Genomic DNA, 26,184 nt, shown 5'->3' with positions numbered 1-26,184 from the left:
CCCTTATAAACTTGGTTTTTCTTTATGGAATTCTGTAGCTTGTTCAAACGCATGTGCGACACGGTAAATCGTTTTTTCATCGAAGTAGTTACCAATCACTTGCAAGCCGACTGGCATATCTTCTGAAAATCCACAAGGAACCGAAATCGCCGGAAGTCCAGCCAAGTTAATTGGAATCGTCAACAAGTCATTTAGATACATCGTGATTGGATCATGAATCAAACCACCGATATCAAACGCGACAGTTGGCGCACTTGGACCGATAATAACATCGTAATCCTTAAATACATTCGCGAAATCTTGCTTGATCAACGTACGCGCTTGTTGCCCTTTTTTGTAGTAAGCATCGTAGTAACCCGAGCTTAATGCGAAAGTTCCAAGCATGATACGGCGTTTAACCTCATCACCAAAGCCTTCTGCACGTGATTTTTTGTAGAGTTCTTCTAATGTGTGCGCATTTGGTGAACGGTAACCGTAACGGACGCCATCAAAACGTGCAAGGTTAGAAGATGCTTCACTAGATGCTAAAATATAATAACTCGCAACGCCATATTCAGAGTGAGGTAATGACACTTCATCCCATGTCGCGCCCAAGTCTTCTAATGTTTTCAATGCTTTTAGAACCGCTTCTTTCACGCCTGGTTCCACGCCCTCACCGATATATTCTTTCGGTACACCGATGCGCAAGCCTTTAATATCCCCTGTCAAATGAGCAGCGAAGTTCTCTACTGGTTGATCGATAGACGTCGAGTCATACGGATCCACACCAGAAATAGCTTCTAACAAGTACGCATTATCTTCCACCGTACGCGTAATTGGTCCAATTTGATCAAGCGATGAAGCAAAGGCGATTAAACCATAACGGGAAACGCGGCCATATGTAGGTTTCATCCCAACAACACCACAGAATGCAGCAGGCTGACGAATCGAACCACCAGTATCTGATCCCAATGAAAATAATACTTCACCAGCGGCAACACTTGCAGCACTACCACCCGAAGAACCACCAGGTACTTTGTTTAAATTCCACGGATTCGTCGTTGTTTGGAAATAAGAGTTCTCGGTTGATGAACCCATCGCAAACTCATCCAAGTTCACTTTTCCGATATTGATTGTTTGCGCGGCTTTTAATTTTTGCATAACCGTCGCATCATAAATCGGATCAAAGTTCTCCAAAATTTTACTAGCAGCAGTCGTGCGCAGATTTTTCGTCACAATGTTATCCTTAATCCCGATTGGAAGGCCAGCTAGCATATTATTCGGGTCAATCCCAGCATCCCCAAGTTCTTCCGCCACGTCGAGCGCCTTATCACGGTTTAACGTAATGAACGATTTCACTTTATCCTCAACAGCATCAATGCGGTCAAATGATTCTTTCACAAGATCGTATGGCGCGATTTCTTTTTTCACAAGCTTTTCATGTAAGTCTTTTACTGAATGCTCAAATAATCCCAAATTAATTCCCTCCTGATTTGTCTGAATTAGTCTTCCATAATTGTCGGTACTTTAAACATGCCGTCTTGTTTATCTGGCGCATTTTTTAGTACTTCTTCGCGCGGTAAACCGGCAATTGATGCATCTTCACGTAACACATTGGATACTTCAATCGCGTGCGACGTTGGCTCCACATTCGCCGTATCCAGCTCATCTAATTTCTCCACCATATGAATGATGTTCCCTAATTGTTTCGCAAAGTTTTCCGCCTCTTGATCACTCACTTCTAAACGCGCCAAGTTCGCCACTCGCTCTACTGTTTCTTTTGAAATAGTTGTCAAAATTTTTCCTCCTTTATAAATTGGAAGGAAGCACCGAATTCCTCAGTGCTCACCTTCTAAAAATAATTTAGTCAAAGATGTGCGCTGTTGGTGTATCATCATTCGCTTTACGCGTAATCAGAGCCGCAGTTCCATCAGTTGTAGTAATATTAACCTGAATTGCCGCATTTGTCGAGAGATGTTTTCCGAGTAAATCAGTCACATACTGCGTAAATCCAATAATTTCGGCTTCTCCGTAAAATTGTAGCGGGATATCGATATTTAAATCTGCCATCTCGCCGTCCTCATAACGAGCACGTCCAACGACACCTGTATAGTTCGGATAATATTTCTCAATATCGGCTTTAAAATCTTCAAATGATGTGTTATCCGTTTTATGATCCGATTTCGCATCCGCAGACGGCAAGACATAACTCTTCTCATCGATAGTTTTCCATTTGCCAAGCTTGCGCCATCCGCAGTTGTAGAAGCAATAAAGTTACCTGGAACAACGCCGTCACGCTTCCCTTGTTTATAAATCGCAATCGTGACTGGTACAGAATCCAAGCCTTTTGTCGCCCGAATCCGGTTCAACACAGTCGCCGCCATTTCTTTTCCTTGTGTCAACAACGTGCTATCAGAAATATTTTGTTCAAATGTCGCGCCGAACTTTTCCTTCTGATAATAATCCACAGAATTCATCGCCAAAGCAATCGAAATACCGCCAAGTCCAACCGTATTCTTATCCGTTTTCTTCAAGTAATCTTGTTCTAAAATATGCGCCAAATAAATCGGAGCACGCTGTTCATCACTCTTGCCATTATCTTTCGGGTTCAGACCGTCTTTATTCTTATCACTCGAACGATCCAACCATTTCGTCAATGTTTCCGACGTCAAATATTGCCCCTCTTGAAAAAGATAGTCATCTGGCGAGTAGCTTTTTTGTGAAACCCGCATCAAGCCAGACTCCAACTCGTTGATGTCATAGCGTGAGTTAATATTCGAAACGACTAATCCACGCGATTTACTGGCCTTATACGGCAAAACCGTTTTATAATAATCCGCGGAAATCTGATTTTTTGTCATGATACCTGTTTCCGCTTGCTTCGTGTCTTTTTTCTGTACAACCTGTTCATCCGAATTGAGGCTCGGGGCACATCCTGCAAGTAAAAGAGCGGTGCTGAGGGAAACGACTAGTAATTTTTTCATTTGTTTTGACCACCTTCATCTGGTAAATATTCCATTAATTTTTGCTCACTCCATATGGCTATCCCTAGTTCTTCAGCTTTTGCCAATTTGGAGCCAGCCTCACTTCCTGCCACAACAACATCCGTATTCTTACTTACGCTCCCCGTCACATTTCCTCCTAAACTTTCAATCAACGCCTTCGCTTCCTCACGTTTCAGATGTTCTAATTTCCCTGTTAAAACAACCTTCTGATTCGCAAAAACAAGCGCTTCTTCTGGCATCAATTCCAGTTTTGGACCTGTATAAATCATGTTTACTTCGGCCTTCTCCAACTTCGCTAACAAATCATGCACTTCTTCATTCTCAAAATAAGCAACAATTGAGTCTGCCATCTTTTCACCAATATCAGGCACCTCAATCAAAGCTTCTTTTTCAGCGATACGAAGCGCGTCCATTGTCTCAAAGTACTGCGCTAGAACCTTCGCTGCCTTCGCGCCCACATGCCGAATACCAAGGCCAAATAGCAGTTTCTCCAAAGAATTCTCGCGGCTTTTATCAATAGAAGCTAGTAAGTTCTGAACGGACTTCTCGCCCATCCGCTCTAATTCTACCAGTTTTTCACCCGAAAGGAAAAACAAATCTGCCACATCTGTAATTAATTTCTGTTCGAAAAGCTGAACCACTACTTTTTCGCCTAAACCATCAATGTTCATCGCATTACGGGAAACAAAGTGAATCAGGCCTTCTTTTAGCTGAGCTGGGCACTTTGGATTAATACAGCGCAAAGCAACCTCGCCTTCTAAACGAACCAGCTCACTCTCACACGTCGGACAATGCGTCGGCATGTGATAGGGCACTTGTTCCTCCGTCCGATCTTCCTCAACCACGCGAATCACCTCTGGAATGATGTCGCCCGCTTTTTTAATCAAAACGGTGTCACCAATCCGGATATCTCGATCGCGAATCAAGTCCTCATTATGAAGTGATGCCCGGCCAACCGTTGTTCCGGCTACACGAACTGGTTCTAAAATCGCGGTCGGGGTCACGACGCCAGTACGCCCGATGCCAAGTTCGATACCTAGCAGTTTTGTGGCGACTTCTTCGGCTGGAAATTTATAAGCAATTGACCAACGTGGTGACTTCGCGGTGAAGCCCAGCGCCCGTTGCTGTTCCAGGCTGTCCACCTTGATGACAATCCCATCGATGTCATACGCAAGTCCTGAACGAGCTGCCGTCCATTCCTCAATATACGCAAAAAATTTCTTCTAAAGACTGGCACAACCGGCGTTCTTTATTCACCTTTAAGCCTAATTTCTCTAACCGCGCCAGGCCTTCACTATGCGTCGCAACGCCCATGTCACCGAAATCGGCAACCGCATATAAGAAAATATCAAGGTTTCGCGATGCTGCAATCTTTGTATCTAATTGACGCAAAGACCCTGCCGCCGCATTACGCGGATTCGCAAAGACCTCCAAGCCATCTTCTTCTCGTTTTTCGTTCAGTTTTTGAAATGACTGCTTTGGCATGAACGCTTCTCCGCGGACTTCAATCGTGAACGGTTCTTGCAGCGTCATCGGAATCGATCGAATGGTTCTTAAATTCGATGTGATATCCTCGCCCACCGTTCCGTCACCACGTGTTGCCCCGCGCTTATACTTCCCTGCTTCATATTGCAAAGAAACCGCTAAACCATCAATTTTGAGTTCGCACATGTAAGCCACGTCCTCGCCCACTTTCTCACGCACACGACGGTCAAAGTCTTGCAAATCCTCGTGGCTAAACGCATTGCCAAGGCTAAGCATCGGTGTTTCATGCGCCACCTTCTGAAAACCAGCAAGCACTTCCCCACCAACACGCTGCGACGGCGATTCTGGCGTCACCCAATCCGGATTTTTTTCCTCCAAAGCAATCAATTCATGCAAAAGTTGATCATAGAGGGAATCCGGGGACATTGGGTTATCCGCGACATAGTATTCATAACTTAGCCGCTCCAGTTCCTTTATTAATTCTTCATAACGTTCTCTTTCAGCCATTTCGCTTCACCTACTTATACTTTTTCCACAGGCGCAAATTCCGCCAGCAATCGTTTTACTCCAGTTGGACTCGGAAAAGCGATATCGAGCTCCATGTTACTTCCTGTTCCTTTTACGCTGACAACCGTTCCGATGCCCCATTTCTTATGACTCGCCTTGTCGCCAACCGTCCACGCCTCTTTCTCAGCGCCAGACGAACTATAACCAACCACCGATTTGCTATGCATAGATGATTTGGCAAACGGCACTTCCGTCAAACTATTCTCATGCGCCATTTCAATCAAATCATTTGGAATTTCATCAATAAAACGTGATTCCTTGTTCGCCGTCGAACGACCATATAACATCCGCGAAAAGGCACTCGTCATATACAGTTCCTCTTCCGCACGCGTGATACCAACATACGCCAATCGACGTTCCTCTTCCATCTCATCTTCCTCAAAAAGCGCTCGACTATGTGGGAAAATCCCTTCCTCAAGTCCCACTAAAAAGACAACGGGGAACTCCAAACCTTTCGCCGAGTGTAGCGTCATGAGCGTCACCGCGCCACGAGACTTGTCCTCTTCATCCAACTTATCCACATCAGCAACAAGCGCCAAATCCGTCAAAAAGCTAATCAGCGTCTTATCATCGCTTTCCTTTTCAAAGTTTTGCGTCACAGATAAGAACTCATCAATATTCTCCAAACGCGTCTGTGCCTCAATCGTCCGTTCGTTTTCCAGCATCGCACGATATCCCGATTTCTCAAGAACCTGCTCCACCAGCTCCGTCACCGACAAATAATCCTGCATTTGCGTGAAGCCTTTAATCAAATCATGAAATTCCACCAATTGTTTCGAAATCTTCGCCGATAACCCGACCATCTCGATCCGATCCAGCACTTCAAAAATCGTCAAATCATAGGCCGCTGCCGTATTCGCCACTTTATCCATCGAACCCGCTCCGACACCACGTTTTGGCACATTAATAATCCGCGCTAAACTAATATCATCATCATTGTTCGAAATCAGACGTAAGTAAGCCAGCACATCCTTGATCTCCTTACGATCATAGAACTTCGTGCCGCCAACCATCTGGTACGCCATATTCGACTTCATGAAGAATTCCTCCATCACACGCGACTGCGCATTCGTCCGATAAAGTATCGCGAAATCAGATAGTGGACGATTCGTCTCCTTGACTACCTCTTGAATTTTCCCAACAACGTACGAAGCTTCTTCTTTCTCCGTGAGCGCCTTGTGATAGAAAATTTTCTTACCTTCATCATTATTCGTCCAAAGATTCTTGGCTTTCCGATTACTATTGTTCTCAATTACGCGGTTCGCAGCTTCCAAAATCCGCTTCGTCGACCGATAATTCTCTTCTAACAAAATCGTCTGCGCATTCGGATAATCCTTCTCAAACGACATGATGTTCGTAATATCCGCACCTCGCCAGCCATAAATCGACTGATCCGAATCCCCAACAACACAGAGATTACGGAATCGCGCCGCCAGTAATTTCACTAAAATATATTGCGCATGGTTCGTATCTTGATACTCATCCACATGAATATACTGAAACTTCCGCTGATAAAACTCCAACACGTCCGGCACACGTTCAAACAATTGAATCGTCACCATAATCAAATCATCGAAATCAAGCGACTGGTTCTTTTTCAGTTTCTTCTCATATTCCACGTACACATCCGCAACCATTTGGTCAAAAAATCCAAATGCTTCCTTCTTGTACTCCTCCGCGTTCATCAGCTCGTTCTTCGCATTACTAATCGCCGCCAAAATACCACGAGGCTCAAACTTCTTCGCATCCACGTTCTTATCTTTTAAAATGCCCTTAATAACCGAAAGTTGGTCCCCGCCATCCAAAATCGTAAAATTGCGGTTAAATCCAATCCGCTCAATATCCCGGCGCAAAATTCGCACGCACATCGAGTGAAACGTCGAAATCCAAATCGATTCCGCTTCTGGTCCAAGCAAATTGCCAACACGCGCTTTCATCTCACGCGCCGCCTTATTCGTAAACGTAATCGCCAAAATATTATAGGGATTCACACCACGCTCTTTCATCAAGTAAGCGATACGATGCGTCAAAACACGCGTCTTCCCACTTCCTGCCCCAGCCATAATCAAAAGAGGTCCCTCTGTTGCTTCGACCGCCTTCTTCTGTTGTGGATTCAATCCTTTTACTAAATCTTCCGCATTTAATTGCATTTTATCCTCACACCGCCAATACAAACATTTGTTCTTATTTTAACTTTTTAAGCAACCGAAAGCAAGTGATATTACCTTACCGCACTCACCGTTTCCAACGCCTGCTCAAAATCTTCATACAAAATATTACCGACAATAATCACATCCGCGATTTCACTCATTTCACGTGCCTCGGCGACCGTTCTGATGCCACCGCCGTACCAAAGCTTCGTGTTCGCAAGCTCATTCCGCGCCGCTTGAAGCATTCGACTATCACCAAAAACACCACTATACTCGACATAAAAAACTGGTAATCGCAGCATATTTTCCGCAATACTCGCATAAGCCGCAACATCACTTTCCGTCAAATCCGTATTCGCCTTCGCCAGTTGCGCCGCCTTTGCATCCGGATTTAAAATACAATACCCTTCCACCAAAACATGCGGCCACGGAATAAAGTCACCATACTGCTTGACAATCCCATGATGCGCACCGAGCAACCACTTCACATCCGTCGTATTCAGCACCATCGGAATTAAATATTGGCTCGCACCAGGCACAATCATCGCCTCATCACTAACCTCCATAAAAACCGGCAATCCCCGACTCGCAAAATCCCGAAACAAGCCCTGCACCGCATCCATCCGCAATCCATCCGATCCTCCGATAATAAAACCATCCGTACCAGACCGAACCAACCGATCCACAGCCCCATCCGGCAGACACTTCGCAGGATCCAACTTAAATAAATGTCTCACAATAAAGCCCCTCCATCCACGAATTCCCTACGAACTAGCGTGGCGCGACAAATGTCTAGATCCTAGGCAAAGTCGGGCATCGGAGCGGAGTGTACGACTGTACATGAGCACCGAAGCACAGACTTTAACGACGGAGATAGGCGTTTGTCGCGTCACGCGCCACCTATAAGTATACCATTTTTGAGCAGCTCCCGCACCACTTCCTAGACGCTTTTATGAAAATCTTTAACTTTTCCCAAAAAGAGGATGCAATCAGAAATATTCTGTGCTATGATAAACCTATAAAATTAGATCCTATCGCGATAGGAGTCTGGTATATAACTCAGATAAGTTGACAGTAAGTGCTCGATTTATATCAAGTGACGTTTTCATCCTTCCCCTCCACAATGGGTTAGGCATTTTCTCCTTATTTCGAGTTATGTCCCAGTCTTTTTTGATATGAAAGGAAGTCGTCGATGAATAGAAATAGAGAACAATGGAGTTCGAAATTAGGATTCGTTTTAGCTTCTGCTGGTTCCGCCATAGGAATCGGTGCTATTTGGAAATTACCCTATATCGCTTCCACTGCAGGCGGCGGCGCATTCTTTCTTTTGTTTACAGCCCTTACTTTTTTTAGTTGTCCTACCCATTTTGATTGGTGAATTCATTATTGGTCGCAGCTCTCAAAGCGATGCTATCACAGCGTACAAAGTTCTCGCACCTGGCACACATTGGAATTTGCTTGGAAAAATGGGGGTTTTCGGCGCCATCTTAGTTCTCGCTTTTTACGGAGTCGTCGGTGGTTGGATCCTCGGCTATCTTGTCAAGGCAATTAGTGGCTCTGTCAGTCATGGCAATCAAGCGCAACTTTCGCTTCAATTTGATTTAGTAACAGCCAATACAGCGATTGCTATTGCCGGAACTGGTATCTTCCTTCTATTAAATGTACTCATTGTAACACAAGGCGTTCGTGCTGGAATCGAGCGAACAAGTAAAGTTATCCTTCCTGCTCTATTCATTCTTTTTATTATTCTAATTATTCGATCCTTGACGCTACCTAACGCATTGGACGGGCTTCACTATTTTCTACGTCCTGATTTTTCAAAAATTGACAGTAAAACCATCATTATTATCCTTGGTCAGGCTTTCTTCTCACTCAGCGTCGGGATTTCTGTCATGGTCACGTATGGTTCCTATTTAAATCGCAAAACAAGCATTCCTGGCGCCTCTGCATCTGTCGCCATTTTAAGCATCATTATATCGCTCTTTGTTGGGCTCGCCATTTTTCCTGCAGTATTTTCGTTCGGTATTGTGCCGAATATGGGACCGGGTATCCTATTCGTGATACTCCCCTCCATTTTCAACCAGCTACCATTCGGAACTTTCTTCTTTATCGTGTTCTTAATCCTGTTCTTTTTCGCCGCGCTATCATCTAGCTTTTCCTTACTTGAAACAGCAACAGCGCCATTTATGAAACGATTAGGAGGCCGTAAATTGGCACCTTGGATTATGGGGAGCTTCATTTTCTTACTCACTATTCCAGCAGCGCTAAGCTTTGGTATTTTGGCATCATGTCACCATTTTTGGCATGACGATATTTACTGCTTCTGATTATTTAGCATCTAACATCATTCTGCCATTAGGCGCCTTATTTACAGCCATTTTCGTTGGATTCCGCCTACCACGTCAACTGCTATGGGACGAATTTACAACAAGTAGCCGATTTGGGAAAAAGTTCTTCATCATCTGGTTGTTCTTGCTAAAATACATCGCACCCCTCGCGATTATACTGGTTTTCCTATACGCAATTGGAATCTTGCCTTTTTTAAAAAAACAAAAAGCGCTCCAAATCAGAACGCTTCTTGTAACTTATTTATCCTTCATTCGATCAAAAACCACTTCGTACATGTCGTTCCCGTAATTTAGAGACCGTTTTACGCGTGAAATCGTTGCCGTGCTGGCGCCGGTTTCTGCTTCAATAACATTATACGTCTTGCCGTCATGTAGCATTCTAGCCACTTGAAAACGTTGCGACATCGATTGAATTTCATTTACTGTGCATACATCATCGAAGAAAGCATAACATTCTTCTAAATTCTCCAGTGCCAAGATCCCTTTAAAAAAACGTATCTAGACCTTCACCACGCAGTTTTTCTATTTGCATGCGTATACCTCCATTTTACTCAGACTCTTCTTTACCATTTTAACGCACTGGTGTGAATAACACAACAAGAAGGTTCAAAAAGCCACGCGAACATGCTATACTAATCCTATAAAAAGGAGGTCTACACATGAAAGCAAAAGTTATCTTATTTTTCTCACTCTTATTCATGATTCTCGTAACATTCCATCTGCCAGTCTCGGCGGATCGCTCCTTTACAATACCAAAGTATGAAAACTATGTCCAGATTCAGCAAAATGGAACAGCAAGAATTACCGAAAATGTCCGCTATGATTTCGATGGCGCATTTAATGGAGCCACGATGGATATTGATACGTCTGGACTTCCACAGATTACGGATTTACAAGTAGCTGTTGATGGTGAACCTTTTGTTAGCAGTGACTCAGAACACACTGGTACTTTTAAAGCGAATTATGTTGGCGATACATTGAAAATTCGGGTCTACTCCCCAACAGATACGGCAGCGAAAGATTTCACCTACACCTATACGTTAAAAAAACGCGATTATCAATTACAATGATACTGCAGAATTCAATCGCAAGCTGGTCGGAAAGAACTGGGAAGAAAACCTGGATCATGTGGCTATCACAATTATGCTCCCAAAAGCAACGCAGAATGGTGAACTTCAAGCATGGGCGCACGGACCGCTCGACGGAACAGTTTCGCTACAAGATAATAAAACCGTGAAGCTAACCGCCGATAACGTCAAAGCTGGTCAATTTGTCGAAGCGCACGTTATTTTTCCGAACAATGTCGTACCATTCAATCAAAATATTCAAGCCGTCGATAAAAAAGCAGCCGTCCAAGCACAGGAAGCTAAACTCGCCGAGCAAGCCAATTTTAAGCGAACACTCGCAAAAACCATTTTTTATGGTGGCAGTTTGCTTATTTTGCTACTCGTCATCCTTACAATCATTCTTACCTATGTAAAATACACAAAATCAAAGGTAACAGTTTTCAAAGATAAATATTTCCATGATATTCCGCTCGACATGTCCCCTGCTGTCATGAATAAACTTATTTTCATGAAAACTGGCACAAACGATATCGTCGCAACGATTATGGACTTAGTTCGCAAACGGCAGCTCACCATAGAAGAACTTTCACACGTTTCAGGCAACAAGAAAAAGGCCACATATACCATCATGAAATTACCAGTTCCCTCTCCAATGGCACTTTTACAACACGAGACAAGATTAATCACATGGCTTATTGATAAGATTGGTGATGGTGAAAAAGTTACATTAAAAGAAATCAATTCCTACGCAAAGAAAAATAAAACGGCCTTTACAAGTTCGTTCACAAGTTGGAAAAATGGTGTGAACAATGAAGCAACAAAATATGAGTATTTCGATACAGCAGCTAGCTCCAAGGCAACTAAACTCCTCGTTGGTTGTTTGACCGCCAGTATTTTGATCGGTATTGGCATTGTCATCTTCAGTATTTTCACAAGCATTTTCTCCTTATTCGCTTGCATTATCAGCATTGTTGCCTTCGTTGTCCTAATTATCTTTTGGGTCACTCAGTTTCCTATTAAAAACCAAGAAGGCGCGGAAGAATTCGCGAAATGGCACGCTTTTAAGCACTATATTAAAGACGTTGGAAATATGGATATCGCAGACGTTGGATCTATCGCGATTTGGGATCATTATCTTTCCTATTCGATTTCGCTTGGCCTAACAAAAGAAGTTCTAAAAGCAGCATCGATTCACTTCACACCAGAACAAGTACAACAGCATTCTGGATTGCTATACTATTATTACGGTGGCGCAATGCTCGGCAGTATGAATCATGCTAATATGGACACAGCATTTGCCGAAAGCTTCCAAAGTTCCTTCGAAAGCTCCTTTAGTGGCGCATTGGCAAGCAGCTCATCCTCCAGTAGCGGTAGCGGCGGTGGATTCAGCGGCGGCTCCAGTGGTGGAGGCGGCGGAGGCTCAGGTGGCGGTGCCTTTTAATCCAAACAAAAAAACGTGCAGTACATCTCAAAATCTTGAGGTATACTACACGTTTTTTTCTTATTTCACAGCCTTCGTCCCAATATCCATCCGATAAAAGAAATCTGGGTTATCAAGCTTTTTCATTTCTTTATAAAGCTGCGTTTGAGCCTCTGTCATCGATTCCGCCGTCGCTGATACGAGCAACACGCGGCCACCATTAGATAAGAAAGCATCGCCATCATCCGCACGCTTCGTTCCCGCATGGAAAACCTCAGCCGCTACATCCGCAAGGCCAGTAATCACATTGCCTTTCGCGTATTCCTCAGGATATCCTGCACTCGCCAAGACAACGCCAAGCGTGACCCCTTCCGGTTCCCATTCCAACACCGGTTCTTGATCATGCAACAAAGCATCCATCACCTTCGCAAAATCAGATTTCAAGCGTGGCAACACCACCTGCGTCTCAGGATCTCCGAAGCGCGCATTAAACTCAATCACTTTCGGCCCATCTTCGGTCACGATTAAACCTGCATACAAAATGCCAGAAAACGAACGCCCCTCTGCGACCATCCCTTTTGCCGCTGGAAATAAAATTTTCTGAATAGCTTCATCGACAATCGTTTGCGCTATGTGCGGTACAGGCGAATACGCACCCATTCCACCCGTATTTGGCCCTTTATCGCCTTCATATGCCCGTTTATGATCTTGCGCAATCGCCATCGGATACACTTTTTCACCGCGCACAAAAGCCATCAAAGAGAATTCCTCACCATCTAAAAAGTCCTCAATCACCACTTTTGCCGATGCTTCTCCAAACTTACTATCCAACATCATATCTTTTAGAGCAAGTATGGCTTCTTCCATATCAAAAGCGACCACGACACCTTTTCCAGCCGCCAAACCGTCCGCTTTAATCACGATCGGCACGCCTTTTTCTTGCAAGTATAGATAGGCTTTCTCATAATCCGTAAACGACTCTGAATCAGCTGTAGGGATCGCATATTTTTTCATGAACTGTTTCGCAAAATCCTTACTGCCCTCAATCAAAGCCGCCTTTTTCGATGGTCCAAATGCTTTTATTCCCGCCTCTTCAAAATCATCAACCAAACCGTTTAGTAGCGGCACTTCTGGACCGACAATAACCCAATCTACCGCCTTCTCTTTCGCAAAAGCAATCAAAGCCGCCGCATCTGTTTCCGAAATAGTACACGTTTCAATGCCATCGCCTAGCATCCCATCATTTCCAGGCGCGCAAAATACCGTTTCCACGTCACTACTTTCAAGCAATTTCTTACTGATCGCATGCTCACGACCACCGCTTCCGACAACTAAAATTTTCATCGCACTAACCACGCTCCTTTAATGTTTGAAATGGCGGACATGTGTGAGAACCATTGCAATACCATACTTATTCGCCATCGCAATCGATTCTTTATCCTTGATTGAGCCACCTGGTTGAATGATCGCTTTAATCCCAGCTTTAGCCGCAGCCTCCACCGTATCGTCCATCGGGAAAAAAGCATCCGAAGCTAGAACTGCGCCCTGAGCCTTGTCTCCCGCTTGATTGAGAGCAATCAGCGCTGAACCAATCCGATTCATTTGGCCCGCACCAATTCCAAGTGTTTGTGACGCATTTCCAACAACAATCGCGTTCGACTTCACGTGTTTCACAATTTTCCACTGGGCAACAAGCGCTTTCCACTCACTTTCTGTCGGCTCTGCATCCGTCACGACTTCATACGTCGCCACATCTTCTGCCACCGCATCACCATCTTGCAATAATAATCCGCCAATTACCGACGTTTTTTCCACTGCATTCACTGGCCCCGCAAAAGGAACCGTCAACAACCGGATGTTCTTCTTCTGGGATAAAATCGCGAAAGCTTCCTCTGAAAAACTCGGCGCGATAATAATCTCTAGGAAAATTTGACTCATATGTGTTGCCGTCGCCGCATCGACCTCCCGATTAATCGCAACAATGCCACCAAAAATCGAAGTCTCATCCGCTTCATAGGCTTTCAAATACGCTTCTTCTGGCGTATTACCAACACCGACGCCGCACGGGTTCATGTGCTTCACGGCTACCGCCACAGGTTCTGTAAATTCAGATGAAATCCGAAGCGCTGCATCCGTATCACGAATATTATTATACGACAACTCCTTGCCGTGCAATTGTTTCGCCTCACTAATTGAATTTTGCGTGCCAAGCGGTTCTGTATAAAACGCCGCCTGTTGATGCGGATTCTCACCGTAACGCAAATCCTGTTTTTTATTATACGTCAATGTTAATTTTTCAGGGAATTCCTCGCCAACAATCTCCGTTAAATAGCCCGCAATCAACGCATCATAAGCCGCCGTATGACGGAAAACCTTCGCCGCTAAGCGCTGATTCGTTTCAAAAGTAACCGCGCCATGATCGCCAAGTTCCTCTAAAACAGGCGCATAATCCGCACTATCGACAACAACCGTCACCGCCGCATAGTTTTTCGCCGCCGAACGCAACATCGATGGCCCACCGATGTCGATATTTTCAATTGCCTCACCAAGCTTCACACCAGGTTTTGCAATCGTTTCTTGGAACGGATACAAGTTCACACAAACGAGATCAATTTTAGCAATATCATGCGCCTCAATCGCCGCCATGTGCGCCGCATCATCACGCCGAGCAAGCAACCCACCATGAATCGCCGGATGTAGCGTCTTCACACGCCCGTCCAACATCTCTGGAAAATCAGTCACTTCCTCAATTCCAATTACTGGAATCGCACTATCCTCTAGCGCCTTCTTCGTTCCACCCGTTGAAATAATCTCAAAACCAAGCTCCACAAGCGATTTCGCGAACTCCACGACACCCGTTTTATCTGACACACTAATTAACGCTCTTTTCATGATTGTCCCCCTATTATTTTTTTGACCACTTCTGGATAAAATGCATGCTCTACTTTATGTATTCTCTTCGTGAGCGAATCGACCGTATCTTCTCGCAAAATGGCAACCGACTGCTGCGCGATAATCGGCCCCGTGTCCATTCCAGCATCGACAAAATGCGCGGTGACACCTGTTTCGGATACGCCAGCCTCAACAGCCTGACCAATCGCATCTTTCCCAGGAAAAGCCGGAAGTAGCGACGGATGCAAATTAACAATCTTGTTTTCATACGCTTCCAGTAACGTTGGCCCAATCAAACGCATATATCCCGCCAAAACGAGAAATTCTACTCCTGATTCTTGCAATTTAGCCACGATTTCCCGTTCAAAAGCCACTTTATCCGCGAAAGCCTTCGGAGCAAAGACAAACACTGGAATCCCAGCTGCCTCTGCCCGCTCCAACACATACGCGCCCGGTTTATCACAAACGAGTAACGCCACCGATTCCTTAATCACCGCATCGTCCACAAGCGCCTGAAAATTACTACCCGATCCCGAGGCAAAAATCGCTATTTTCATCCTATTTGCCTCCCGTAAACACAACTTGCGCGCCATCTTCTTTCGGCGTCACGTTTCCAATCGTATACGCTTTTTCACCTTGTTCTGCTAAAATGGCGAGCGTTTGTTCCGCATCTTCCGCCGCAACAACAAGCACCATCCCAATTCCCATATTAAAAATGCCATACATCTCGTCCGCGTCAATCTCACCATACTTTTGCAGCACACCAAAAATTGGCAAAACAGGCCAAGCATCACGCGTAATCGATACCGCCAAATCCTCCGGCAACACCCGTGGCAAATTCTCGATAAAGCCGCCACCCGTCACATGCGAAATTCCATGTACTGTTACATTTTTAATCACTTCCAAAACAGGTTTCACATAAATCCGCGTCGGCACGAGCAACTCATCCGCAAGCGTCTTGCCCCCAAGCTCCGGCAAAACCGCATCCAGCGCAAAGTCATGCTCCTTAAAGAAAATTTTGCGTACCAATGAGTATCCATTACTGTGAATTCCACTCGAAGGCAAACCAATCAAGACATCGCCAGCCGCAACCCGCTCGCCCGTAATCACGTCCGCCTTCTCGACCGCGCCAACCGTAAAGCCAGCCAAGTCATAATCGTCCGCACCATACATGTCAGGCATCTCCGCCGTCTCACCACCAACAAGCGCGCATCCAGCCAACTCACAGCCGTCCGCCACACCCTTAACAATCTGCTCCATCTTGCCAGGAATCGTTTTCCCCGTCGCAATATAATCCAAGAAAAACAGCGGTTCCGCGCCTTGCGCCAAGATATCATTCACACACATCGCGACACAGTCCACGCCAATCGTATCATGCTTATCCGCCTCAATCGCAAGTAGCAACTTCGTACCAACGCCATCCGTCCCCGAAACAAGTACAGGTTCACGCAAGCCAAGCCCACTAAGATCAAACATCCCGCCAAACGAACCAATCGCGCCCATCACACCGTTACGCTTCGTGCGAGCCACATGTTTTCGGATCCGCTCCACAACCTCATAACCCGCCTCAACATCAACGCCAGCCTTACTATACGCATTCTCTGCCATTTGCAAAATTCCCCTCTCAACGTGACTCGGCTTCTAAACTCGCCAAATATTCTTTTTCATAATCAAATAATTCCGTCGGGTAATCCCCGTTAAAATACGCCATACAAAGTCCGCCATAAGGCTCATCCGGATACGGCTTACCAACCGCTTCCACAAGCCCATCCTCCGACAAATACGTCAGCGAATCCGCACCGATAATCCGGCAAATCTCATCCACCGAATAATTCGCCGCAATCAACTCACTCCGCGTCTGAATATCAATCCCATAAAAACACGGAAAAGCAAGCGGTGGAGACGCAATTCGAACATGTACTTCCGCAGCACCAGCCTCGCGCAATAATTGCACAATCCGGCGACTCGTCGTCCCGCGCACAATCGAATCATCAATCATGACTACCCGTTTGCCCTCAACAACACCACGCACCGCCGACAATTTCATTTTCACACCTTGTTCCCGTAATTCCTGCGACGGCTCAATAAACGTCCGCGCCACATACCGGTTCTTAATCAAGCCCAGCTCGTACGGAATGCCAGTTTCCTCCGCATACCCAATCGCCGCCGAAATACTCGAATCCGGAACACCCGTCACCACATCCGCCTCAACAAAAGCCTCCTGCGCCAACCGTTTCCCCATCCGTTTTCGCGCCGAATGGACATTAATTCCTGCAATATTCGAGTCAGGACGCGCAAAATACACATATTCCATACTACAAATCGAATGCTTTACGTCTTCCGTAAACTTCTCAATATGCAAGCCATCATCATTAATAATAATCAACTCACCCGGCTCCACATCGCGTACAAACTCCGCGCCAACCGTGTCAAACGCACACGTCTCCGAAGCGATCACATACGAATCACCAATTTTACCAATCGAAAGCGGTCTGAAACCATTCGGATCAAGCGCGGCAATCAACTCATTCTCCGTCAAAAGCATATACGCAAAACCACCCTTGACCTTGTTCAGCGCCACCTTCAAATCCTCCACGAACGATCCCGTCTGGCTGCGTTTCAACAAATGCGCCAGAACCTCCGTATCCGAACTCGTCTGAAAAATCGCGCCTTCTTCTTCCAACTCCTGCCGAAGCGTCTGCGCATTAATCAAATTCCCATTATGCGCCAGCGCCAGACTCGAATTTTGAAAGTGGAATAAAAATGGTTGAACATTGCTCAAACTCTTGCCACCAGCTGTCGCATAACGCACATGCCCAATTGCCGATTTCCCGACAAGATCATCCAGTTCCCCGTGTTTAAACACATCCGCAAGCAGGCCCAAGTTACGATGTCCCTTTAGCGTCACGCCATCCGTTGACACAATTCCCGCGCCCTCTTGCCCGCGATGTTGCAAACTATGCAGACCATAATACGTAATCTGCGCCGCACTCGGATGATTCCAAATCCCGAAAATACCACATTCCTCGTTCAATCCTCTTATTTCAGTAGACATGGAATAGCCCCTTCCCAAACTTGTTTTAACGCACTAAGTTCGGCTGTAATTGCTGATTTTTCCGTTTGCACCACCAATTGCGGTACCTCTGTGACCTCGCCTAAACGCACCACTTTTTCCGTTTCAAACAACTGCTCGAATTTCGCAGCATCGTCCGCTTTCACCGACACCAAGAAACGCGATTGCGACTCACTGAAAAGTAATTCCTCTGAAAAAGGTACCTTGATTGCCGCGCCTAAATCGTTCGCAAAACCAGCCTCAGCAAGCGCTATCGCCAAGCCGCCTTCCGCCAAATCATGCGCCGAAGCAACAAGACCCTCGCGAATCGCCGTCAACAAGAATTCTTGGTAACGCTTCTCCACCTGTAAATTAAGTTCAGGCGCGCGTCCACTAATTTTGCCCTGCTCCAATTTTTGCAATTCCGAACCGCTAAATTCCGGCTTCGTTTCGCCAATCAAATAAATCACATCGCCAGCCGCTTTGAAACCTTGCGTCGTAATATGCGCGACATCCTCGACTAAACCAACCATCCCGATCACCGGCGTTGGATAAATACCTTCCCCATCCGTCTCATTATACATCGAAACATTTCCCGAAATGACTGGCGTATCAAGTTCTAGACAAGCCGCACTAATCCCGTCCGCCGCCTTCTCGATCTCCCAGAAAATCTCCGGTTTCTCTGGATTCCCAAAATTGAGACCATCCGTAATCGCCAGCGGTTTCGCGCCCGAACAAACAATATTTCGAGCCGCTTCCGCAACCGCTATCTGGCCACCTTTTTCAGGATCCAAATACAGGTAACGCGAATTACAATCCGTCGTCATCGCAATCGCCTTATTCGTTCCACGAACCCTTAAAACAGCCGCATCCGAACCAGGCGCAACCGCCGTGTTCGTCCGAACTTGATAATCAAACTGTTCATAAATATGACGCTTACTCGCAATCGTTGGCTGTCCAAGTAACGCTTTCCACGTCGCCACAACATCCGTCACAACTGGCGCAAAAGCCTCTTCCGCCTGAAAATCACGATAACGCTGCGGCTCCGATGAAGGCTTGTGATACACCGGCGCATCCTCAGCAAGCGCGTCAACTGGCACATTCGCCACGACTTCCCCATGATGCACAATTTTGTACATCTTATCATCCGTCACCGTTCCAATCGTTACAGCCTCCAAACCATAACGCTCAAACAATGCCTTAATCTCTGCCTCATGTCCTTTTTTCACACATAAAAGCATCCGTTCCTGCGACTCTGAAAGCAACATTTCATACGCCGACATATGAGTTTCCCGTTGCGGCACATCATCCATAATGAGCTCCAAGCCCGATCCAGCCTTTGATGCCATCTCCGAACTCGAACTCACCAAGCCCGCCGCGCCCATATCCTGAATCCCGATCAAAATATCCGAATGATCACGAATCAAGTCCAGACAAGCCTCCAGCAACAATTTCTCCATAAACGGATCGCCAACTTGAACCGCCGAACGCTGCTGCTCGCCTTCTTCACTGAATTCCACCGATGCAAAAGTAGCCCCATGAATCCCGTCGCGCCCCGTTTTCGCACCAACATACATCACCGGATTACCAACGCCAACCGCCTGACCTTTTTGAATATCCTCTTTTGCAATCAAGCCAACACACATCGCATTGACTAGCGGATTCTTCGCATAACACGGATCAAACTGCACCTCGCCGCCAACCGTCGGAATCCCAATCGAGTTCCCGTAACCAGCAATTCCAGCCACAACCTCATTCACTAAATATTTCGTGTGTGGGTTATCAATCTCACCAAAACGAAGCGAATTCAGCATCGCAATTGGACGCGCCCCCATCGAGAATACATCGCGGATAATCCCGCCAACACCAGTTGCAGCGCCTTGATACGGCTCCACATAAGACGGATGATTGTGACTTTCCACCTTAAAAGCAACACCAAGTCCATCACCAATATCCACAATCCCAGCACCCTCACCAGGACCTTGCAACACTTGCGGGCCCTCCGTCGGGAACTTGCGCAACACCGGTTTTGAATTTTTATAACTACAATGTTCCGACCACATCACCGAAAACAAACCCGTTTCCGTATAATTCGGTTTTCTCTTCAAAATATCACAAACAAGACCATACTCACTCTCACTGAGTCCCATTGTCTCATAAATTTTCTGCTCCTCAATTTGCGCCGCTGACGGTTCCTGATTCACATTAAGCATGTACTTGTTCCTCCTTCCAAGCCTTCAACATCGATTTAAAAACGCCAAGTCCAGCCGTTCCACCAACAACATCCTCTACAGCACGCTCCGGATGCGGCATCATACCTAGTACATTCCCGGCCTTATTCGTAATCCCAGCAATATTCGCAATACTTCCATTAGGGTTTTCCGACGCATACGTGAACACAATTTGCCCATTCGCCCGCAATTCCGCAAGCGTAGCATCATCACAATAATAATTCCCCTCACCATGCGCCACAGGAATCTGAATCTCTTCCCCAGCCTCATATTCCGACGTAAACATCGTCCCCGCATTCTCCACACGCAAACTTACCGTCTTACAAACAAAATGAAGATTATTATTCCGAATCAAGGCCCCAGGAAGCAACCCACTCTCCGCCAAAATCTGAAAACCGTTACAAACACCAAGCACCGGCTTACCCGTTTCCGCAAACTGCACCACTTCCGGCATAATATTCGCAAATTTTGCAATCGCACCCGTCCGCAAGTAATCCCCATACGAGAATCCACCAGGAAGAAGTACCGCATCAAAACCGTCTAAACTCGTTTCCGCATGCCACACATATTCCGCCTCTTCACCGAGCGCATCTTGAATCGCATGCAACATATCTAAATCACAATTTGAACCTGGAAATTGAATGACCGCAAATTTCATCCTTAAGCCTCCTCAATTTCATAACGATAATCTTCCATCACTGGGTTTGTCAGCAACTTATCACACATTTCGTCCAAGACCGCATGAATGTCACGATCCGATTTCGCCACTTGAAGCTCCATGTATTTCCCAATCCGTACATCCTCAACCTCGCCATAATTCAAACTTTTCAACGATCCCATCACAGCCGTCCCCTGAGGATCCAACACACTTTTCTTCAACGTCACAAACACCTTCACATTATACATTTAAACAACCTCCTTTAATCTTTTCAAAACTTCCTCATAAACCGCAGTTAAATTCCCAATATTCCGACGAAAGACGTCCTTATCCAGCTTGGCATTCGTATCCCGATCCCATAATCGGCATGTATCCGGCGAAATCTCATCCGCAAGCAGAATTTCCCCATCCTGATCACGTCCAAATTCCAATTTAAAATCAATCAACGTAATATTCATTTTTGCGAATAATTCACATAACGCCACATTTATCTCAAGCGCCGCCTGCTTCAAAATCGCAATCTCATCCTCCGTCGCCGCCTCCAAATAAAGCACATGCGCGTCATTAATAAACGGATCATCAAGCGCATCATCCTTATAATAAAACTCCACAATTGGCCGCGATGTAGGCGTCCCCTCAGGAACCCCAAGACGTTTTGCAAGACTCCCAGCAATCACATTTCGCACGACAACCTCAAGCGGGATAATCTCCACTGAGCGTACCAACTGCTCCGTATCCGACAATTGCTCCACAAAATGACTCTTTATCCCCGCATCTCGCAAATATGTAAAAATCCGCGACGTAATCTCATTGTTCAAACGCCCCTTGCTCGCAAAACTCTCCTTACGCTCCCCATTCAGCGCCGTTGCATCATCCTTATACGCCACTCGCAACACACCATCCTGATCCGTGCTAAACAGCCGTTTCGCCTTACCCTCATACAATAAATTCGCCACTATGAAAAGTCTCCTTTTAAAATCAGAATTTTGACCCGAATCAAGCATGAAAAACCATGAAGACACCGTAACCCTCCATAGTTTTTCATGATACCATCCTTAAAGTCCTAAACGTTTAAAAATCATATCGACCTGTTTCAAATGATAATTATAGTCAAAACAACCATCAATCTCATCCTGAGAAAGCAAATCCGTAATTTTAGGTTCAGCCTCGACTAACGTCTTAAACGGCACTTGCGTCTCCCAAGCTTCCATCGCCTTAGGTTGCACCGTATCATACGCTTCCTCACGAGCCATCCCCTTATCAATCAACGTCAATAAAACACGCTGCGAATAAATCAGACCCAGCGTCCGGTCCATATTCCGCTTCATATTCTCCGGGAACACCGTCAAATTCTTCACGATATTACCAAAACGATTCAAAATATAATCAAGCAAAATCGTCGCATCCGGCAAAATAATCCGTTCCGCAGAAGAATGCGAAATATCACGCTCATGCCACAGTGGCACATTCTCATACGCCGTCACCATATGCCCACGAATCACACGCGCTAAGCCCGTCACATTCTCCGAACCAATCGGATTACGTTTATGCGGCATCGCAGAAGACCCCTTTTGCCCCTTCGCAAAAAATTCTTCCACCTCACGAACCTCACTCTTTTGTAGCGCACGAACCTCCACAGCAAATTTCTCCACAGAAGTCGCAATCAAAGCAAGCGTCGCCATATAATCCGCATGACGATCCCGTTGCAACGTCTGCGTCGAAATCGGAGCCGGCGTCGTACCTAGCTTCTCACAAACATACTCCTCCACAAAAGGATCAATGTTCGCGTACGTCCCAACAGCCCCAGAAATCTTCCCGAATTCCACACCATCCGCAGAACGATTAAACCGCTCCAGATTCCGTTTCATTTCCTCATGCCAAAGCGCCAACTTCAAGCCAAACGTCGTCGGTTCCGCGTGCACACCATGCGTCCGCCCCATACAAACCGTATGCTTATACTCCTTCGCCTTGTTCGCCAAAATCTCGATAAAGCGTTCCAAATCCGCACGCAAAATCTCATTCGCCTGTTTCAAAATATACGAATTAGCCGTATCGACAACATCCGTCGACGTCAAACCATAATGCACCCACTTACGCTCATCACCAAGCGATTCCGACACACTTCTTGTAAACGCCACAACATCATGACGCGTCTCAAGCTCAATCTCCTGAATCCGCGCTACATCAAACGTCGCATTTTCACGAATCTTCGCTACATCCTCTTTCGGAATTTCACCAAGCTCCGCCCAAGCCTCACAAGCTAGAATCTCAACCTCCAACCACGCCTGAAAACGATTTTGCTCCGTCCAAATATTACCCATCTCTTCTCTCATATAACGTTCAATCATCGTTCCTCAAATCCCCCAATTAACTCCAAATTTGCATTGCACGTAGTTTCTCTAACTCCACAAGCGGATTATCACTCAGCACCGTTATATGCCCCATTTTGCGATCAATCTTCGCCTCTTGTTTCCCATAATAATGAACAAACCATTCCGGATGATCACCTAGTACCTCATTCACACCATCCACATGTTGCCCTAAAATATTCACCATCATCGCTGGGCGCAACAACTCCACCTCCAGAAGCGGCAAACCAGCAATCGCTCGAATATGCTGCGTAAACTGCGAAATATTACAAGCCTCAATCGAAAAATGCCCCGAATTATGCGGTCTAGGCGCCAACTCATTCACATAAATCGCACCCGAACTCGTCACAAACATCTCCACCGCCAAAACACCTTCTAAATGAAGATACTCCGCCAGTTTCACCGCAATCGCCTCAGCCTCATGAACTGATTCCGTGTCAAGCGTCGCTGGCACAACCGTCGTGTGCAATATATTATTCTTATGATTATTCTCAGCCACAGGAAAAGTCTCCACTTGACCCGTAGCATTACGCGCCACAATCACCGAAACCTCACGCTCATACGGAATCCAAGCCTCCAACACACACGTCCCAAAACGCAACAATCCAAGCGCCTTATCAATATCGGCCTCACTTTGAATCACATACTGTCCCTTACCATCATAACCACCCTGCGTCGTCTTAAGTACAGCTGGATAGCCCAAACTACTAATATGCTGAACAATATCATCCTTATCCACAATCACCGCATAAGGGGCCAAATTAATATTAATCGACTCCAAATACGCTTTTTCTAAAATACGATCCTGTGTAATAGACAATAACTCCGAACCTTGCGGAACACGAACAATGTCCTCAATCGAACGAATCGCGTCATTATCCACATTTTCAAATTCATATGTCACAACATCACTTTTCTCAGCCAATTCCTTCAAAGCCACCAGATCCGTATAATTCGCAACAATTTGCTCATCCGCCACTTGCCCACACGGAGCATCAACAGTCGGATCAAGTACAATTACTCGAAATCCCATCGCCTTCGCAGCCAAGGCCATCATTCTGCCTAACTGCCCACCTCCGATAATTCCAATCGTGCTGTTTGGTAATAAATACGTTTTACTCAAGAGAATCACTACTTTCTAGAACATTTTCCTCTAGTGTATCACGTCTATTTTCCAAACGGCTAGCAATTACCTCATTTTCGACCGATAAAATTTGCGCAGCGAGCAATCCAGCATTTACCGCACCCGCCTCACCTATTGCGACAGTAGCGACTGGAACCCCTCCAGGCATCTGCACAATCGATAATAAAGAATCCAGCCCATTTAACGCTTTTGACTTCATAGGAACACCAATAACAGGTAAAGTCGTCTTCGCAGCAACCATACCTGGCAAATGAGCGGCCCCTCCAGCCCCAGCAATAATGACCTTAATCCCGCGACTTCTCGCATTTTCCGCATATGTAAACATCAAATCCGGTGTGCGGTGTGCAGAAACAACCTTCTTCTCATAAGCTATTTCGAGTTCTTCCAATACCTCACATGCCTTCCTCATCGTCTCCCAATCAGAAGTACTTCCCATAATGACACCAACTTGTGCACACATTCAATGTTCAACTCCTCAACATTCTTATTTTATCCAACACTATTTGACCTCTTCATTCTAACAATACCTGTCAGCAAAGTCAACCATAAAATCGAACAATAAAAAGAAAGAGGATTTTAATGTTCGTGTTTAGTCCTGTTTTTAACAAAAAAAAAAGAAACTTCCCATAGAAAGTCACTTTTTCTTAACCCCACCACGTACTTGCTTAACCCAAAAGCCCCCATAAATCTGCTTAGGCTCCGAGGATACAATAAAAGCCTTATCATCAATCCCAATAATACGCTGATACAACTTATTCTCATTTTTACGCGGCGTCAATATTTCCAACATCATTCGCTCCCCGTCTCGTCCACTAGCGATCCAGCTAGTAACCCCATAACCCGCATTCCTAATCTGATTAGCTAAATCCAAGTTATAATCCTTCGTAATCACATTAACCGTAATATACCCCAGAGCTAGCCGCTCCTCAATCTTCATACCAACAATAATACCAACACCAAAACCAAGCGCATACGCCGCAATGTTAGCAATATCATCCAAGTTACTCATAACCATTCCAAGAGCAACAATATAGACCACAATCTCAAATACACTCACAATAGCCGCACGATAACGATACCCTTTCATCGTCATCAATAACCTCACCGTATTCAACGACACATACAAAATATTAATAATAAAAATTGTGAGCACCATTCCAACAGCATCTCCCACACCAATCCCCCCCCTTATAAAGCTCTTACCTATATTGTTCACTAATTACAACATCTCAAACCTAATCCGATCTTAAAATCACATAAGTATCAATACTAAATCTCAATTAAATCAGCAACATTAAAAAATAATTACTAAGGTCAACATAAAAAAAGCACTCAACAAAAGTGAGTACTTCGTATACATTGCCCGGCGACGACCTACTCTCACAGGGGGAAGCCCCCTACTACCATCGGCGCTGAAAAGCTTAACTTCCGTGTTCGGGATGGGAACGGGTGTGACCTCTTCGCCGTAACCACCAGACAATGTTTTTCATCGAAAGAACGCTGTTCTCTCAAAACTAGATAAGAAAGTCGGTCTGTGCGTGACCGTTCAGAGACAGAGTCTCTTGTTTTTTTGGTTAAGTCCTCGATCGATTAGTATTTGTCCGCTCCATATGTCGCCATACTTCCACTCCAAACCTATCTACCTGATCTTCTTTCAGGGATCTTACTTTCTTAAAGAAATGGGAAATCTCATCTTGAGGGGGGCTTCACGCTTAGATGCTTTCAGCGTTTATCCCTGCCACACATAGCTACCCAGCGATGCTCCTGGCGGAACAACTGGTACACCAGCGGTGTGTCCATCCCGGTCCTCTCGTACT

Annotated in this window: 19 protein-coding genes, 2 rRNA genes and 4 pseudogenes; 3 read left to right on the top strand and 22 right to left on the bottom strand. The window is 45.6% G+C overall.

The genetic code is table 11. From position 1 onward, the window contains the following. Window positions 1–3 precede the first annotated feature (3 nt). The 6 genes and pseudogenes from gatA to pcrB all read right to left on the bottom strand — a co-directional run bounded on the left by gatA (window position 4) and on the right by pcrB (window position 7,923). The gene (gene gatA / locus PCORN_RS03560) at window positions 4–1,455 is read right to left on the bottom strand and encodes an Asp-tRNA(Asn)/Glu-tRNA(Gln) amidotransferase subunit GatA (protein ID WP_036077620.1); all 1,452 of its coding nucleotides are present in this window, start codon (window positions 1,453–1,455) and stop codon (window positions 4–6) included. A 26-nt stretch (window positions 1,456–1,481) separates the two neighbouring features. Then, window positions 1,482–1,775 (bottom strand): Asp-tRNA(Asn)/Glu-tRNA(Gln) amidotransferase subunit GatC, encoded by a 294-nt coding sequence (gene gatC, locus PCORN_RS03555; protein WP_036077618.1) that lies wholly within the window; start codon window positions 1,773–1,775, stop codon window positions 1,482–1,484. 67 nt (window positions 1,776–1,842) lie between these two features. Then, window positions 1,843–2,963: pseudogene (locus PCORN_RS03550) on the bottom strand (CamS family sex pheromone protein). Further along, a pseudogene (gene ligA, locus PCORN_RS03545) lies at window positions 2,960–4,976 on the bottom strand (NAD-dependent DNA ligase LigA). Before ligA ends, PCORN_RS03550 begins: the two co-directional pseudogenes overlap by 4 nt. A gap of 14 nt (window positions 4,977–4,990) precedes the next feature. Further along, window positions 4,991–7,186, bottom strand: a complete 2,196-nt coding sequence (pcrA, locus tag PCORN_RS03540) for a DNA helicase PcrA (RefSeq protein ID WP_036077616.1) — start codon at window positions 7,184–7,186, stop codon at window positions 4,991–4,993. A gap of 71 nt (window positions 7,187–7,257) precedes the next feature. Then, a complete protein-coding gene (gene pcrB, locus PCORN_RS03535) occupies window positions 7,258–7,923 on the bottom strand; it encodes a heptaprenylglyceryl phosphate synthase (RefSeq protein WP_036077614.1) in 666 nt (221 codons plus the stop codon). 455 nt (window positions 7,924–8,378) lie between these two features. Between pcrB and PCORN_RS03530 the strand changes: the two are divergent. Continuing rightward, a pseudogene (locus PCORN_RS03530) lies at window positions 8,379–9,730 on the top strand (sodium-dependent transporter); the annotation flags it as partial. Between the two features lie 41 nt (window positions 9,731–9,771). Here the strand turns inward: PCORN_RS03530 and PCORN_RS03525 are convergent. After that, a pseudogene (locus PCORN_RS03525) lies at window positions 9,772–10,066 on the bottom strand (YerC/YecD family TrpR-related protein). A 127-nt stretch (window positions 10,067–10,193) separates the two neighbouring features. Here PCORN_RS03525 and PCORN_RS20715 point away from each other — a divergent pair. Both PCORN_RS20715 and PCORN_RS03515 read left to right on the top strand, forming a co-directional pair. Beyond that, window positions 10,194–10,604, top strand: a complete 411-nt coding sequence (locus PCORN_RS20715; RefSeq protein ID WP_036077612.1) for a DUF2207 domain-containing protein — start codon at window positions 10,194–10,196, stop codon at window positions 10,602–10,604. Beyond that, the gene (locus tag PCORN_RS03515) at window positions 10,588–12,042 is read left to right on the top strand and encodes a DUF2207 family protein (protein ID WP_077913769.1); all 1,455 of its coding nucleotides are present in this window, start codon (window positions 10,588–10,590) and stop codon (window positions 12,040–12,042) included. Before PCORN_RS20715 ends, PCORN_RS03515 begins: the two co-directional genes overlap by 17 nt. 60 nt (window positions 12,043–12,102) lie before the next feature. On the opposite strand, the gene purD is transcribed toward PCORN_RS03515, so the two are convergent. The 15 genes from purD to PCORN_RS03440 all read right to left on the bottom strand — a co-directional run. Next, entirely contained in the window at window positions 12,103–13,365 is a 1,263-nt protein-coding gene (purD, locus tag PCORN_RS03510; RefSeq protein WP_036077608.1) for a phosphoribosylamine--glycine ligase, read from the bottom strand. A gap of 18 nt (window positions 13,366–13,383) precedes the next feature. Continuing rightward, window positions 13,384–14,913: a bifunctional phosphoribosylaminoimidazolecarboxamide formyltransferase/IMP cyclohydrolase gene (purH, locus tag PCORN_RS03505; protein ID WP_036077606.1), complete on the bottom strand. Its 1,530-nt coding sequence runs from the start codon at window positions 14,911–14,913 to the stop codon at window positions 13,384–13,386. Beyond that, on the bottom strand, window positions 14,910–15,470 hold the full coding sequence (gene purN / locus PCORN_RS03500) for a phosphoribosylglycinamide formyltransferase (protein WP_036077604.1): 561 nt from the start codon (window positions 15,468–15,470) through the stop codon (window positions 14,910–14,912). The genes purH and purN overlap by 4 nt, the downstream gene beginning before the upstream one ends. A 1-nt stretch (window position 15,471) precedes the next feature. Next, complete coding sequence (gene purM / locus PCORN_RS03495; protein ID WP_036077602.1) at window positions 15,472–16,521, bottom strand: phosphoribosylformylglycinamidine cyclo-ligase; 1,050 nt, start codon at window positions 16,519–16,521, stop codon at window positions 15,472–15,474. A gap of 16 nt (window positions 16,522–16,537) precedes the next feature. After that, on the bottom strand, window positions 16,538–17,968 hold the full coding sequence (gene purF, locus PCORN_RS03490; protein WP_036077600.1) for an amidophosphoribosyltransferase: 1,431 nt from the start codon (window positions 17,966–17,968) through the stop codon (window positions 16,538–16,540). Further along, complete coding sequence (purL, locus tag PCORN_RS03485; RefSeq protein ID WP_036077598.1) at window positions 17,953–20,178, bottom strand: phosphoribosylformylglycinamidine synthase subunit PurL; 2,226 nt, start codon at window positions 20,176–20,178, stop codon at window positions 17,953–17,955. The genes purF and purL overlap by 16 nt, the downstream gene beginning before the upstream one ends. Continuing rightward, the gene (gene purQ, locus PCORN_RS03480; protein WP_036077595.1) at window positions 20,171–20,854 is read right to left on the bottom strand and encodes a phosphoribosylformylglycinamidine synthase subunit PurQ; all 684 of its coding nucleotides are present in this window, start codon (window positions 20,852–20,854) and stop codon (window positions 20,171–20,173) included. The genes purL and purQ overlap by 8 nt, the downstream gene beginning before the upstream one ends. 2 nt (window positions 20,855–20,856) lie before the next feature. After that, entirely contained in the window at window positions 20,857–21,102 is a 246-nt protein-coding gene (gene purS, locus PCORN_RS03475) for a phosphoribosylformylglycinamidine synthase subunit PurS (protein WP_036066366.1), read from the bottom strand. After that, window positions 21,103–21,858, bottom strand: coding sequence for a phosphoribosylaminoimidazolesuccinocarboxamide synthase (purC, locus tag PCORN_RS03470; RefSeq protein ID WP_051999220.1), 756 nt, complete (start codon window positions 21,856–21,858; stop codon window positions 21,103–21,105). Between the two features lie 51 nt (window positions 21,859–21,909). Beyond that, entirely contained in the window at window positions 21,910–23,202 is a 1,293-nt protein-coding gene (gene purB / locus PCORN_RS03465; RefSeq protein ID WP_036077588.1) for an adenylosuccinate lyase, read from the bottom strand. A 19-nt stretch (window positions 23,203–23,221) separates the two neighbouring features. Next, window positions 23,222–24,346, bottom strand: a complete 1,125-nt coding sequence (purK, locus tag PCORN_RS03460) for a 5-(carboxyamino)imidazole ribonucleotide synthase (RefSeq protein WP_036077586.1) — start codon at window positions 24,344–24,346, stop codon at window positions 23,222–23,224. Further along, entirely contained in the window at window positions 24,339–24,827 is a 489-nt protein-coding gene (gene purE / locus PCORN_RS03455) for a 5-(carboxyamino)imidazole ribonucleotide mutase (RefSeq protein WP_036061604.1), read from the bottom strand. The genes purK and purE overlap by 8 nt, the downstream gene beginning before the upstream one ends. 174 nt (window positions 24,828–25,001) lie before the next feature. Further along, window positions 25,002–25,523, bottom strand: a complete 522-nt coding sequence (locus tag PCORN_RS03450) for a DUF2179 domain-containing protein (RefSeq protein WP_036077673.1) — start codon at window positions 25,521–25,523, stop codon at window positions 25,002–25,004. Between the two features lie 205 nt (window positions 25,524–25,728). Beyond that, a 5S ribosomal RNA gene (gene rrf, locus PCORN_RS03445) occupies window positions 25,729–25,844 on the bottom strand. Window positions 25,845–25,937: 93 nt separating this feature from the next. Continuing rightward, window positions 25,938–26,184, bottom strand: a 23S ribosomal RNA gene (locus PCORN_RS03440); the annotation flags it as partial.

The sequence above is a fragment of the Listeria cornellensis FSL F6-0969 genome (assembly GCF_000525855.1).
Taxonomy (GTDB): Bacteria; Bacillota; Bacilli; order Lactobacillales; family Listeriaceae; genus Listeria_A; species Listeria_A cornellensis.
Note: the sequence above shows the minus strand (reverse complement) of the source record. Positions and strands in the feature narration are given on the sequence as shown.